The sequence below is a fragment of the Affinundibacterium nitidum genome (assembly GCF_014284155.1).
In the GTDB taxonomy this organism is placed as follows: domain Bacteria; phylum Pseudomonadota; class Gammaproteobacteria; order Burkholderiales; family Burkholderiaceae_D; genus Undibacterium; species Undibacterium nitidum.
Genome location: NZ_JACOFZ010000001.1, coordinates 792,469 through 806,221, shown reverse-complemented (window position 1 = coordinate 806,221; position 13,753 = coordinate 792,469). Strand labels below are relative to the sequence as shown.

Sequence of the window (13,753 nt, the reverse complement as noted above, 5' to 3'; positions counted from 1 at the left end):
AAGCTGGTGTTCCATAGCATACCAGCCGATACTCGCAATTCAGCCTTCGCAATGTGCCGCGATCCTTAAGGCATGTGTGATGATTTTTTTCGGTTCTTTATCCAACGTGCCGTCTTTTCTGCCGGTTTGGGCGAGAGCCGAAAACGCTTTCATCATGTCTGGCGTTTCACTTTGAAGTGGTGAAAGTGATACGGTGACAGACATTGGTAATGTCGCGCTAATCTTTGCACACGTTCGGCAGACTTTCTTGGTTCACACTTAGTTGACTTTGCAAGTCTTTATTCCCAGCAAAGTGTACGCAGGGCAAAAGCCAAATACACCAGTCAACAAGGGCACTACGCCAATCCACCCCAGCACATTAATCCAGCCCATTAGGGTTGCTCCGATCAAGGCAAGACCGACAAGAATACGTAAAACGCGGTCAATTCCGCCAACATTGCATTTCAACATGACTTTCTCCTTAAATTTGTTGCCTAGATAAAATACGTAAAGGTAGTTCTTCTTATTTGAGTAAATGCGCAAATAAGCATGCAATCCCATTATAGGTCAAGGAAAGGTGGTGCCTATCAGTTTTGGTTTGAGCTAGATCAATTAATGCGGAGGATGTCTAATAAATCCAGTTGTTGTATCTTGTCTTGAGATGAACGCGGATGTCTTTTTTGATGTTGAATTGGGCTATGATTCCAGCGGAAATATTCAGTTGCAGTCTTGTATCTCATCTTGAAGGAGCGGGAAATGAAGCAAACAATGACGATGTTATCGAACGTAACGAGTTTTGATTCAACGAAGCAATTGGCATTAAGAACAGTTTCAGTGGCGCTGATTTCAATTGGGGCATTGCATTTAAATGCGATGGCACAGACGGCAAGTAAAAGTAAAAATCCTGTAAAGCAACCAAGCACAGCAGCGAAAGAGATGCCGATGGTACAAGTGGTAAAACCGCCGATTGCGTTGGCATATATCGATGCGGCTACCAGTACAAGTGACATGCCCGGGATGAATATGATGGGTGCTGCCATGCAAGGATCTCAGGCTGGAGGGGGGCTTTTTGGCGCCTTAAAGGGGATGGCGAAGGGCGCTGCGACACCGAATGATAGGGGTAATATTTTTGGTAGCACCCATAATATGGGTTTTGGCATGGGAAAATTTTTGGATATTTCCGTACATACTTCGAAAAACCCTGGGCTCAGTGAAGCAAAACAGACGTTGCCATCGAGCATGTTATTGGGCGAAAGTTTGCAACTCAATGCACCCGTGCCAGAAAAAACGGCACCCACACCACCTATGGTAGTGGACGAAAGCCCGCGAGAAACAAGCTACGAAAAACCGAAAGGAAAAATCTCGATATATTGGGGGTGTGGTGAAACGGTGAGAGCAGGACAACCGCGCACGCTCGATGTCGCAACTGCATCAATCGATGACTATGCAAAATTTTTTGTGATGCGCGGCAAGACGACCAAGGGCGCGCGCTCAGAGCCAGGTCATCCAGCGTGGCCAAATAAGGTTGACGATAGAAAAGTACCTGAGAACGCATCTTTAGTCGGTACTCATCATTTTGTCGGTAATGGTATTCCAGATTCCTTCAAATTTGAGTTGGCTGCAGCCCAAGATCTGATGCCGGCTATTGAATTAATGCAGACAAAAAAAGAGGGGAGTGTCAGTCTTGAATGGAAAAGCCTGAATCAAGCACGTGGTTACTTTATCGCTGTGATGGGCGGTATGTCAGGCCGCGAACGCGGTGGTGATCGTGACAGTGGTGAAATGGTATTGTGGACATCAAGCGAGTTACCAGATTTTGGTTTTGGTTTGATGGACTATCAATCGAATAAAGACATTGATAATTGGATCAATGAGAGAGTAATCTTACCCGCAACTACAACGAAATGCGAAGTACCTAAAGGTATCTTTGGTGAACAAGGAACGGGTATGCTGCGGATGATTGCCTACGGTTCAGAGTCCTATTTCGCCTATCCGCCTCGCCCTACGGATCCGAAGATCGCATGGGAACCCGACTGGCAACTGAAATTGAGAAACAAGTCAACCTTTACCTCGATTCTGGGTGGCGTCGGTGAAGCGGGGCCAAAGCAGAAACCGAAAGAAGACAAGAAGAACAAGGCGACGGATTTACTTAAAAATTTATTTGGTAACTAAGCCAAAAATTCAATCTACGATTTCGCTAATGAAAAAGGGCTCACTGCTTAGTGAGCCCTTTGCATTAACACCAAAGGATGAACGGGGATTCATGTCCTCTATGTTAAGCACTCGTGCTAAAGATACTGCCAATTGATGTGCTGCCCTGAATATTGACTGCTACCAGTTTAAGGAAAGATTGCAGGTTCTGCGCGCTTGGGTCTCCACCACTCTTACTCACTAATGAGTTGAATGCAGTTTGCAAACTTCCCAAGCCAGCTGCTTCACTGCTGCTGTTGCCATTGTCGAGTTGAGTAATGAGTTTTTGAATTGCACTTTGTAATTGGATGCTGCTGCTATTTGGATCTAATTTGATCGGTGTGCTTGTTGCCTGATTTTTGGCCGTATTGCCGTTTGTATCTCCGCTGATACCCGGTAAGCTAGCGAGTAAGTTATTGCTGAAATTGCTGCTCGATTGGTTTCCATTATCGTCGTTAAAGAAAGCAGAAATATCTTTGCCAGCATTTAATTGGACTAAGGCTTGTTGCACGGCGCTAGATAGGCTATTTCCAGAGCTATTCGTAATCGCATTAGTCGTCGTACTGGACGTGGATGGACTCACACCATACAGGTTCTCAAGCGCTTTATTTGCAGGTGCGCTGCTCGTTATGGTGTCGCTTTTAAATAGATTATTAATCGTATTGACGCTGTTGATTGCCATGTTGATCTCGGTGCAAGATAAAGAGTGAGTTGATTGATCTACTATCAGTTATTTTCGATCAGATTGAAATGACATTCTGCTTATTTTTTGTGCAAATTGATAAATTAAGCGTGACGCAGCAGAAAAATTGAAATGTCGTCATAATAGTTGTTGGCTATTAGGGCCATGTTTCAGCTTTTTTCATTTCACTTTTGGAGACCGTCAGTGATGAAATCTCGTATTCGTACTACCCTAGAATCTATTACAAAAGTCGCACCGCGCGCAACAGCGATGGTCTTGACGGTTGGTATATTGAGTTCTCTCGGCACCGCCCCTGCATATGCTGGCGCACCGATGGTGAAAGCCGCTGCGCCAGGCTATTACCGCGTGATGCTTGGTGATTTCGAAGTCACAGCCTTGTCTGATGGTACGGTCGCGTTGCCAGTGGATAAACTGTTGACGAATACGACGCCGGACAAGACTTTGAAGGCGCTGACAAAGAATCATTTGACCACACCTTTACAAACTTCAGTGAATGGCTATTTGATTAATACGGGCAGTAAGCTGGTATTGATCGATACAGGTGCTGCTGGTTTGTTTGGCCCAACTTTAGGGCGCCTCGCTAATAGCTTGAAAGCAGCGGGTTACACGCCAGACCAAGTCGATGAAGTGTATATCACGCATATGCATGGCGACCATGTGGGCGGCTTAATGAATGGCGATCAGTTGGCATTTCCGAATGCAATCATTCGCGCGGATAAACACGATGCAGATTTTTGGCTGAGCCAAGCGAACATGGACAAAGCACCGGCTGATGGAAAAGGTGGTTTCCAAGGTGCGATGGCTTCTCTGAACCCCTATGTGAAAGCAGGAAAGTTCAAGACTTTCGATGGCGATACTGAACTGGTGCCAGGTGTAAAAGCAATCGCCGCGCGCGGTCATACGCCAGGTCACAGCATTTACATGGCTGAAAGCAAAGGCCAAAAATTGATTTTGTGGGGTGACTTAATGCACGTGGCTGCCGTCCAGTTTGAAAACCCAGAGGTGACCATAGGTTTTGACAGCGACAGCAAAGCAGCAAAAGCGCAACGTAAGAAAGCCTATGCAGAAGCGGCAAAAGAGGGCTATATGGTAGGCGCGACGCATTTGTCCTTCCCGGGTCTTGGCTATATTCGTGCTGAAGGTAAAGGTTATGTGTGGGTGCCAGTGAATTACGTACCTGTGCAGTAACTCTGAGGTTTAAAACAATGCAAAAGGTGAAGATGAAGTTGTCTTCACCTTTTCTATTTTGAGACCTTGTTTCCCCATTTTGTCGTGGACTTAAAAAGTATGGATGCATCAAATCGACACGAGGTTTCATTGGCGACACTGAAGTTGCGTGAAATTCGGCACACAGATAATGCCAAAATTGCGGAAGTGATACGTAGTGTATTAATCGAGATGGATGCGCCGCGGGTGGGTTCCGCTTATGCAGATCCCTCTTTGGATACCATGACTGAACACTATGCGCAGCAAGCACGCGCCAGTTATTTCGTGGCAGAGCTCGAAGGTGAAGTGATCGCAGGCTGTGGCTTCGGCCCTTTGCCCGGTGAAGGCGATCACTTATGTGAGTTACAGAAGATGTACTTACGACCCGCTTGCCGAGGATTGGGAATTGGCCAAAAACTGGTACGTTTATGCGTCGAAAGGGCGCGTTCTTTTGGTTATACACAATGCTATCTTGAGACTCTGCCCAATATGCTCGCTGCTCAAGCCCTGTATCAGAAAATGGGGTTTCGGTATATTGACCAAGCGCTAGGAAATACTGGACATAATGCTTGCCCCGTTTGGATGTTGTTAGAATTCGATGAACTCTCTTAGCACCAATAGGATCTATCAACGAATTGAGATATAAATCACCTACTGAAGAACATGGATTCCGATATTGAATATGCGCTCGATGCTGCCGCTGATTTAATCGCCGAGGCTGATGCCGTGTTGGTAACTTCCGGAGCTGGGATAGGGATAGATTCTGGTCTGCCAGATTTTCGTGGTGAGAATGGATTCTGGCGTGCTTACCCTGCTCTGGGTGAGCTCGGAATCTCGTTTGTAGAAATAGCTAATCCTAAGGCTTTCAAACAACATCCACGCTTGGCATGGGGATTCTATGGACACCGTTTGAACTTGTATCGAGCAACTCTGCCGCATGCTGGTTTCCAAAGTTTGCTGACGCTATCTGCGAAAATGCCACTTGGTATGCGACACTTCACTAGTAATGTCGATGGGCAGTTTCAAAAATCTGGATTTGACGATCATCATGTCACTGAGTGTCATGGCTCGATACATTATTTACAGTGCATGAATCAATGCGGTCAAAGTGCGTGGTTGGCCAAAGATTTTCACCCAGAGATAGATGAGCGCGCTTGTCAGTTGTTGTCTGATTTGCCGATTTGTCCAATCTGTGCAGGTTTAGCGCGACCGAATATTTTGATGTTCGGAGATTGGGATTTTGAAGGTGATCGTTATGCGCGTTCGCAAGACTTTCTGTTGACATGGGCGGCGCGCAGCGAACGTTTGGTTGTATTGGAAATCGGCGCGGGTACTGCAATTCCCAGTGCGCGACGTTTCGGCGCGTCTTTGATAGCATCCCAGAAAGGCGCCTTAGTTCGAATTAATTCAGGTGAGCCACAGGTGGCGCGCCCTCAAGACATCTCTATTCCAATCGGCGCCGCCAAGGCATTAACACAGATTCTTACTCGCCTAAAATAATCGATAATTTCGCTCTTGGGATAGCTCAGGGCAAGAATAGTTGGAATAGAGCGCCTGGCGAATTAGAAAGCACTATCTCACCGTGCTGACCAGAGCTCTCATGCATACCAACTACGCGTTGTGCGAGGCGTAGGCCTAAGCCTGTGCCATTTCGGCTCACTGGACTGTTGACGTCTTTGTCGTCTAATACGGCTTGGGGATATCCATCACCGTCGTCTTGAACATAGAACTCTATCTTGTCGGCATGCGTTCGTACACCCAACTCGATGTTATTTCGCGCAAAGCGTAAGGCATTTTGTAAGGCATTGTTCAGTACCATTTCGATCAAGGTTTTGTCATAGAAAGCGATCGCTGGTGCGTGATCGGTGTGTAGTGAAATTTGGATGCGCGACTCGTCGCGTAAGCTGTGTGGTAAGTTGCCCAACAAATCTTGTAGCATTTCAACAGGATCGTGGCTATCGATTTGTAAGTCGAGATGATGCGTTTCGGAACGATAAAAACACAAAAGCCCAGTCAGCGTTTCAGAGGCATGCAGAGCGACCTTCATGCTCGCGAGATCACCACGCGTTTCTGCATCGTTCGCCAATTGTGTCAAATTGTTTTTGACATCATGAATGGTGAGAGCAGCAATATGTGCAAATAAATCTTGCTTATCGTTGGTGTTATCCATGAATTAGGACGCCATCTCTTGCTTATATTTTTGTTGAATCTTCACTTGAAATGCCATGATCTCGGCGAGCTTCGGATACTGACTGTTCTGCGCCGTGACCGCTTCCTGGAACTGCTTCGCTTGTTGCGTTTTGGCGCTGTCGTAACCATTCATGAAGACGTCCATTAAAATCGATAAGGACGCATTTGAAACAATCTGCAAATTGTTGGGTAGACGCAATGCGGCCTCCGTCAGCATTTCTGACGCTTCGGCGTAGGCACCTGATTTCGCTTTCTGAACCGCGTCATTGTTGAGGTTGATCACTTCTTTTACCGAACTATCGATTAGTTGTTTCGCCACATCGGCACCACCATGATCTTTGAAGATATGCGCGATTTGCGCTTGCAGTTTGCTCGAGTCTGGATTGTTTTGTACCACTGACTTAAGCATTTGCATGGCTTCATCTTTACGTCCGTTGACGAGGCAAGCATTGGCAATCGCGAGTTTGGTATCTTCCGTTAGATTGTTTTCGTCCGGTTCCAATGCAACCATCAAGGCTTTCTGTGCCGCATCTTTATTCCCTGCTTTTTGTTGAGTGACTGCTTCAACTGCCGCTAGAAGTTTGACTTCGGGGCCTTCTTTGAAACTCTCTTTGGCATCCTTAATCACACCGACCGCACGTTCAAGTTCGCCTGTTTCTGTTAAGGCATTGGTTAATTTAACGAAGTCCTTGGCGTCACGTAGCGGTGAATTTTTGGTTTGTTTGACGACGACACTGAGAGCTTTGTCGACGCGAGCGTAGTCACCAGTTTCTTCGGCAAGGTTGGCGATCGAACGTTGGCGTGCCAAGGAATGCGGCGCAATTTTGCAGGCATTATCAAGAACGTTCAAAGCTTTCTCGCTATCGCCGGATTCAGTGTGGATTTTGCCGAGCAGATCATAGGCGGCGAGGAGCTTAGGATTATCTTGAATAATTCCCTCTAATAGTTGTCCTGCTTGTTGTCCTTGCCCTTTACTCTTTAACGCTCGAGCCAAACCAAGCTTAGCCCAAGGCATGTCACGCATTTTAATGGCATCTTGGTAGAAGCTGATGGCGGCGTCGACTTTGTCGAGGGTGAGTAGTGCGTTTCCTTTAATACGCATTGCATCAACCATGTACTTGTCACGGCTGGCAATGATATCGTCGCAAGCTTTGATGATAGCAGGCCAGTCGCCTTTGTCTTGCAGTCTGTCGATATTCGCGAGCCGCGCTTTACGTTCCAGTAGTCGTTCTAAGCGGATCTTTAGGGTCTCACCAGTGAATGGTTTCAAGAGATAGTCGTCGGGAAGGCATTCCGCTGCAGTAATCACACTATTGAAACCAGTTTCCGCCGTGATCATGATGAACAGTGTGGCGCGGCTAATTTTGTTGGTGGTGCGCAAATACTCAAGAAACTGTTGGCCATCGGTAGAGCCACCAAGATAGTAATCGCACAGAATTACATCATAAGTACGTTGAGCCAAATAATTGAGCGCTTCTTTTACATTGGATGCCAGGCTCACATTGGTAATGCCCAAGGCCTGCATCTGGTTGCGCATGGTGGTGCGCATGTCAGGCATATCATCAAGAACGAGAATTTTACGATCAGTAAAAGAAATCGGTGCCGCGTTAGAACTTAAGAAGGGATTAGCCATAGTGATTCACAGGTCCTGTAAAAATCAACGACAAACTAAAACAAATTCGTACTACGGAAACTTGATAAGCGGTGTTGCCAAAACCAAAGGCAAAAAACGATACAGCATGGGGGAGCATCCTTAATTGATTAAGGAAGAGTGGATGTTTCTTGAGATGTAAAAATGAAAATACTCTTACTTATAGAACTTCCCTTGGAGCAATAGTATCCATTAAAAACGAGGGAATGACAATCGAATGGAAGGGAGGGAGAGGGGGAATCTATCTGATCTAGCACAATTTATGTGCTGTAAAAGCAAAAAGCCTCTTGATTTCTCAAGAGGCTTGAATACTTTTGGTGCCGAGAGCCGGAATCGAACCGGCACGCCTTGCGGCGCTGGATTTTGAGTCCAGTGCGTCTACCAGTTCCGCCATCTCGGCAACGCATGAGAAGAATTATGACAGGGTGCCGCGATTTTTGCAAGCGGCTTAGCGAAATTGCTGTTATATTTTATGGTTTCCTTGTTCAAAACAGCGGCGTGCTTAAAATTTGGGCAGGGCATTTCACCGTTTTTTCTCCTCTCGCTCATTAGCCTTTCCTTACTCTTTTCCTTCTTCTATTTCTTTATTGTCAGTATCGTTTTTACTCGGTGCCGTTTGAGCATTACTCTCCCTTATTTTCGCTTCGCGTTTTTTGTACAAGGTAAAGAACTCATCGTTATCCGCTGCACGCTGTCCTTCCCAAATTAATTCCCATTTGCCGGGGAAGTCGGGGTCGGTCACAATCTTCGATTTCGCCTTACTGCGGTTGCCTTGAGTGAGTAAGAGATCGCAGTTTTGTTCGTTAAATCCTGCGAAATGCACTTGGCTAAAATATGCAAAAGAGGCTCGTTGCGCTGGGCCGAGTTTGCTATCAATGCAGCGATAAGGCATATTGATTTTCTGCGCCATATCTTTTGCTACTAAGGAATAGCTAACGCGATGATTGATTAAGGGCAAGCACAGGGACATCAGCAAGAACCAGCCAAGGATTACTCCGCCAGTAGATAGCACGACCGCTCGCCACAACACCGATGGTTGGCGAGAAATGCGCCAGTACACAATACGGAACCAGATCGCCGTGACTGCCAAAGCAATCATGAGCGTAAATGCATTAAATTCAGGCACATATCCAGGTGCCCACTTCAGAACCTTTTGGCTGATTTTGATGGGCCAACCAGTTTGAGCGGCGATCCATGCAAACCAAAATAAACCAGCAGCACCGGTCATTACCATTACAGCAAACCAATCAACGGCGTTGATTGCGGAGCGCTTCATTGTCGGCAATCCGAAGGCCGCTAAGATGGCAAGTGGAGGTAGTAACGGGAGCAGGTAACTCTCTTCACGGTTCGGGTTAAGCATGGCGAGTATCGTGAAGCATATGACGAAACCAGCGGCTAATGAGATGTGTAAGGTTTTTTCTTGTTTGCGCCAAGCGTAAATCGCCCATGCCGCAAATGGCCATGCTGGCCATGTGAACCAAATCCCGTATTTGAAGAAATGCAGGATATTGTCCAAGCTCGGTTTGGCGATTTGCAAGTAGTTCCATTCCATCCAAGCTTGATAGGGACTACTGTTATAGGGCTGGACCTTTTCGATAAACATAAGCCATGCTATGACGAGGAGTGTTGCTGCCGGTGTCGTGATGACTGTCAAGCCGAGATATAGGTTTTGTTTGCGATAGAAGCAAAGTACCAATAACGTGAATAGCATCGCTGCAGGTGTTACCCAGCCATGAGTTAGCGTCAGTAGGCCTAAAATCAATCCTAGTTTGAGCGCAGTGAGTTTCTTAGGATGCTCAAAGTAACGCGCTGCTTGATAAATAGCGTAAGCAATTAAAGCGATGAACAGTGGACCCGCACTGGTCATATGACTTGGAATGAGTAAGCCTAAACATCCCAGATAAAACAGTAAGGCACCATCAGCCAGTGTCCGGCCAAAATCTTTTGGCTCCGGTTGCCCGCCAAATGGAAGCTTGAGTGGTTGCGCTTCAGTACGTCGACCGAGTAAATACGTTGTGTACCAAACGGAAATTGCGCCGAGCAAGAAAGCTAAGCCGGTCGAGATGCGTGCAGCCATCGGATCACCAATGATTCCGCCAAAGATCTTGATGCAAAGCGCGCCTAACCAATAGGCGAGCGGTCCTTCCTCTGGCATTGGTAAACCGACCACGTGTGGCCATAACCAGTCATTGAGACTGCCATGTGCCATGGTCCACATCACCCCAAAGCTTGCAGCGTCTGGTCCCTTCCACGGATCTCGGCCAATCAGGCCTGGCAAAATATATAAAAGGCAGAGGGTGAGAATAGCCCAACGGGGTAAGGCGATAGTCGCAGCGGCAGGTAGGCGAACTGGCTTCATAGATTTTTTTTCGATAAAACTCGATGATACAAAAAAGGCAGCCGTAGCTGCCTTGTTTTTTCTTACTTCGCGTACTGCTGTTGCGTATTTCTCTAACTATTTGCTGCTTATATGCTGTTTAGTCGTTTTTTCGACTACTAGCAGAAATAGTAAGCGATTTGCGAATTATTGCGCAGAAACGGCTGTTTTAGAACCAACAGTGCCGAATTTCTTACGGAATTTATCAACGCGACCAGCTGTATCCACGATTTTGTGTTTGCCAGTGTAGAAAGGATGAGATTCTGCAGAAACCTCAATCTTTACCAATGGATATTCTTTGCCTTCGAATTCGATCTTATCTTTCGTGCCGATAGTGGAACGTGTGATAAATTTGAAATCGTTAGATACGTCGTGGAATACAACTTCACGATAATTTGGGTGGATACCGTCTTTCATGCTTGCCTCAAAAATAAATTGGTAGCCAATAGTCACTTCGTCGGTCGTCTTGCTTCTTGACCCGATTGCTTATCACTTGCCAGGGTTAAAATACTTTGACTGAATAGATTCAACCAAGCCCAAGATTATACAATAAAATGGCAGCGATGCATTAATTTGGGGCTCAATGAGATCCAGCATTGGCAAAAAAAGAAGGGAAATTGCATGTCTAGCAATATGCACGTCAATATGAGCAGTTTGTTGCATGTGATTGAAGTGATTGGTGTTTTTGTCTTTGCTAGCTCAGGTCTAGTCGAGGCACGGCGCAAAAAGATGGACTTAGTAGGGGTTTTTACGGTTGCCTTCATTACGGCATTTGGTGGCGGCACCGTGCGCGATATCTTGCTTGATCGACGTCCTCTATTTTGGATAGAAAACTACGAATATCCGACGCTCATCTTCCTATTTTGTCTTTTGGTGTCACCGTTTTTCAGGCAGTTACGGCAGGTGGTCACTGAGAAAGTAATTGTGTATGCCGATGCCTTGGGCTTGGGCCTTTTTAGTGTCGGTGGTGCGTCTTTAGCGTTTGAAATGAAAATGCCTTTATTTGTGTGCGTGATGATGGGAGTCATTACGGGCATCTTTGGCGGTGTTTTGCGCGATATGATCTGTAACGAGATTCCCATGGTATTTCGGCGCGGTCAACTGTATGCGACTTGTGCATTCCTCGGATGCTGGACCTACCTAGCAATGGCATTGCTGCAATTTACAGAGTTGCCCGCAGTGTTGGCCGGCATTGCCATGACTGTGGTGTTGCGTCTATTGGCAGTGCGTTTTGATTGGAAGTTACCGGGTTAGATTTTTTTGCGCGGTGGCTTTGCGCTTAAGCCTGCTAGCATCACGTCAATCATCGCTTCGCCATGAGCACCCAGATCGTAGGCATTGGTATCAATCAGCCATTCATGCACCAGTCCAATCAAAAAACTATGTGTGATTTGCACTGCTATCCAAGTGTCGGTGTCGATGGGTAGAACGCCTTGTGCCACCGCTAGTTCAAAGATTTCTTGTACTTTGCATAAACATTCTCGTTTGCCTTCACGTTCTTCAATGAAGGTTTCCATTTCAGCAGTTTTTTCGCATCGATGAAAAATAATGTCGAAGACCTTAGTCTGACGAGGGTTGCCAGTTGCTTGTTGAATAAAATGGACGTACAGTTGACGAATAGCCGCCATCGGATCTTCAATCGGCGTACTGGTAATTTCATTGAGAAGAATCTCAATCGGCAAGAAGGCTCGATCGCAAAGCGCGTGGAATAATTCTTTTTTGTCTTTGAAGTGCCAGTAAATAGCGCCACGCGTCATCCCCGCGGCACTAGCGACATCATTGAGCGTAGTATTGGAAACCCCTTTTTCACAAAACACGATTTCCGCTGCATCGAGCAGGGCATCATAGGTTTGCTGGGTATCTTCTTTCGTTTTTCTGACCATAGTGTTACTCCTCATCGACGAGACTCGTTTTGAGTTCTTGTGGAAATGTTAAGTCTGTCGATTGATTTTGTTGCCTTATTCATTGTGACGGCCAGTATTGTTACATTCGCCGCGCTTCATGTACATCCAGTAATTAGAGCAAGCTTATTTCAGATTAATAAAAAATCACTTAAAAAATTCATTTTAAGAAATTTTTTACGCAAGAACTATACAAACATTCGTGTATGTATATAATAGCAGACTACGATCATCATTTAAAGAGGTAAATATGCGCACGCTTATGGATAAGAAACATGTTTTTAGTGAGAGTTACAGTATGTTGAAGCCAAAAATCAGTGTTTTGGCGACAAGTTTGTTATTGTGCGCGCCTGTTTTGTTGATCAGTGCGTGCGGGAAACAAGGGGCAGGGGCCCAAGGCGGGCCCAACGGCATTCCGCCACCAGAGGTTAGTGTGGTGACTGTACAGGCCCGTGATCTGCCGATCGATTACGAATATGTAGGTCAGACCGCGGGTATTCGCGAAACCGAAGTTCGCGCACGTATTAGCGGGATCTTAGAGAAACGTGTTTACGAAGAAGGCGCAAAGGTCAAAGCTGGCCAAGTTTTATTTCAAATTGATCCAGGTAGCTATCAAACACAATTAGCCTCAGCAGAAGCAGCGGCAGGTGTTGCTGAGGCAAAGCTCAATCAAGCGAAACGTGAGTTTGCTCGATTAGCGCCCTTGGCTGCAGAAAAAGCGATTAGTCAGCGCGAATATGACGACGCCAAGTCGAATTTGGAAATGGCCGAAGCGAACTACAAACAAGTACGAGCACAAGTCAATGAAGCCAAGCTCAATTTGAGTTACACGCGAGTAGTGGCGCCAATCTCTGGTGTCACTGGCATTGCGGCTAAACCAAATGGCAGCTTGGTGACGCCATCTGATAGTTTGTTGACGACCATCGTTCAAACAGATCCACTGTATGTGAACTTTAGTGTGACTGAAGCTGATTTCTTGAAGATGAATGCTGATGTCGCCAACGGCAAACTAAAACTGCCAGGCAAACGAAGCAATAACGGCAGCCTTGCTTTTGAAGTGCATGTAAAGCAAGCCGATGGCAGCATTTTCCCGACTGCCGGCAAGATGATTTTCACCAGCGAAAAAGTGAACCCCAACACCGGTGGTTTTGATGCCCGTGCAGAGATCGCGAACCCAGATGGCGCTTTGCGTCCTGGTCAATTTGTTCGCGTCATGTTGCAAGGTGGTAGCCGCAGCAGTGCGATATCGGTACCACAGCGCGCAGTGATCGATAGCCCAATGGGCAAGATGGTGTTCGCGGTGAGCCCAGATAATAAACTCGTGCCACATCCAGTGGAATTGGATGGTTGGTCTCGTGGTGAGTGGGTGGTAACGAAAGGCCTGCAATCAGGTGAGCGCGTGTTAGTCGATGGTTTCATTAAGGCCCATGATCCGGGGATGACAGTAACGCCAGTTCCATTGGGAAGCGCAGGCGCCAAAGCTGCCGCACCGAGCGCAAATCCAGCAGCGGCTTCAGCGGCTAAAAGTGCGCACTAATTGTGTCACTAGAACTCGC

At 46.5% G+C, this 13,753-nt stretch carries 13 protein-coding genes and 1 tRNA gene; 6 read left to right on the top strand and 8 right to left on the bottom strand.

Annotated features, from left to right (window positions below):
* Nucleotides 1-258 precede the first annotated feature (258 nt).
* Entirely contained in the window at nucleotides 259-447 is a 189-nt protein-coding gene (locus tag H8K36_RS03505) for a YgaP family membrane protein (protein ID WP_186915750.1), read from the bottom strand.
* Between the two features lie 288 nt (nucleotides 448-735).
* Between H8K36_RS03505 and H8K36_RS03500 the strand changes: the two genes are divergently transcribed.
* Nucleotides 736-2,151 (top strand): hypothetical protein, encoded by a 1,416-nt coding sequence (locus H8K36_RS03500; protein WP_186915061.1) that lies wholly within the window; start codon nucleotides 736-738, stop codon nucleotides 2,149-2,151.
* 103 nt (nucleotides 2,152-2,254) lie between these two features.
* Here the strand turns inward: H8K36_RS03500 and H8K36_RS03495 are convergent, their stop codons facing one another.
* Nucleotides 2,255-2,851 (bottom strand): hypothetical protein, encoded by a 597-nt coding sequence (locus tag H8K36_RS03495; protein WP_186915062.1) that lies wholly within the window; start codon nucleotides 2,849-2,851, stop codon nucleotides 2,255-2,257.
* Between the two features lie 270 nt (nucleotides 2,852-3,121).
* Between H8K36_RS03495 and H8K36_RS03490 the strand changes: the two genes are divergently transcribed.
* The 3 genes from H8K36_RS03490 (at nucleotide 3,122) to H8K36_RS03480 (ending at nucleotide 5,578) form a co-directional block, all read left to right on the top strand.
* Nucleotides 3,122-4,060: an MBL fold metallo-hydrolase gene (locus H8K36_RS03490; protein WP_230404338.1), complete on the top strand. Its 939-nt coding sequence runs from the start codon at nucleotides 3,122-3,124 to the stop codon at nucleotides 4,058-4,060.
* Between the two features lie 99 nt (nucleotides 4,061-4,159).
* Nucleotides 4,160-4,690, top strand: coding sequence for a GNAT family N-acetyltransferase (locus H8K36_RS03485; RefSeq protein WP_186915063.1), 531 nt, complete (start codon nucleotides 4,160-4,162; stop codon nucleotides 4,688-4,690).
* 51 nt (nucleotides 4,691-4,741) lie between these two features.
* The gene (locus tag H8K36_RS03480) at nucleotides 4,742-5,578 is read left to right on the top strand and encodes an SIR2 family NAD-dependent protein deacylase (protein WP_186915064.1); all 837 of its coding nucleotides are present in this window, start codon (nucleotides 4,742-4,744) and stop codon (nucleotides 5,576-5,578) included.
* Between the two features lie 25 nt (nucleotides 5,579-5,603).
* Here the strand turns inward: H8K36_RS03480 and H8K36_RS03475 are convergent, their stop codons facing one another.
* The 5 genes from H8K36_RS03475 to H8K36_RS03455 all read right to left on the bottom strand — a co-directional run bounded on the left by H8K36_RS03475 (nucleotide 5,604) and on the right by H8K36_RS03455 (nucleotide 10,713).
* Nucleotides 5,604-6,248 carry a sensor histidine kinase gene (locus H8K36_RS03475; protein ID WP_186915065.1) on the bottom strand — a complete coding sequence of 215 codons (645 nt, stop codon included), beginning with the start codon at nucleotides 6,246-6,248 and terminating at the stop codon, nucleotides 5,604-5,606.
* Nucleotides 6,249-6,251: 3 nt separating this feature from the next.
* Entirely contained in the window at nucleotides 6,252-7,901 is a 1,650-nt protein-coding gene (locus H8K36_RS03470; RefSeq protein ID WP_186915066.1) for a response regulator, read from the bottom strand.
* Nucleotides 7,902-8,234: 333 nt separating this feature from the next.
* A tRNA-Leu gene (locus H8K36_RS03465) sits at nucleotides 8,235-8,319 on the bottom strand.
* Nucleotides 8,320-8,478: 159 nt separating this feature from the next.
* Entirely contained in the window at nucleotides 8,479-10,278 is a 1,800-nt protein-coding gene (locus tag H8K36_RS03460) for an ArnT family glycosyltransferase (protein ID WP_230404279.1), read from the bottom strand.
* 165 nt (nucleotides 10,279-10,443) lie between these two features.
* Nucleotides 10,444-10,713, bottom strand: coding sequence for a type B 50S ribosomal protein L31 (locus H8K36_RS03455; RefSeq protein WP_186915067.1), 270 nt, complete (start codon nucleotides 10,711-10,713; stop codon nucleotides 10,444-10,446).
* A 204-nt stretch (nucleotides 10,714-10,917) separates the two neighbouring features.
* Here H8K36_RS03455 and H8K36_RS03450 point away from each other — a divergent pair, with 204 nt between their 5' ends.
* On the top strand, nucleotides 10,918-11,550 hold the full coding sequence (locus tag H8K36_RS03450; protein ID WP_230404278.1) for a trimeric intracellular cation channel family protein: 633 nt from the start codon (nucleotides 10,918-10,920) through the stop codon (nucleotides 11,548-11,550).
* Here the strand turns inward: H8K36_RS03450 and H8K36_RS03445 are convergent.
* Complete coding sequence (locus H8K36_RS03445; protein WP_186915068.1) at nucleotides 11,547-12,179, bottom strand: TetR family transcriptional regulator; 633 nt, start codon at nucleotides 12,177-12,179, stop codon at nucleotides 11,547-11,549. The two genes, H8K36_RS03450 and H8K36_RS03445, sit on opposite strands and share 4 nt — an antisense overlap.
* 268 nt (nucleotides 12,180-12,447) lie before the next feature.
* On the opposite strand from H8K36_RS03445, the gene H8K36_RS03440 reads away from it, so the two are divergent.
* Nucleotides 12,448-13,734: an efflux RND transporter periplasmic adaptor subunit gene (locus H8K36_RS03440; RefSeq protein WP_186915069.1), complete on the top strand. Its 1,287-nt coding sequence runs from the start codon at nucleotides 12,448-12,450 to the stop codon at nucleotides 13,732-13,734.
* Nucleotides 13,735-13,753: the final 19 nt, after the last annotated feature.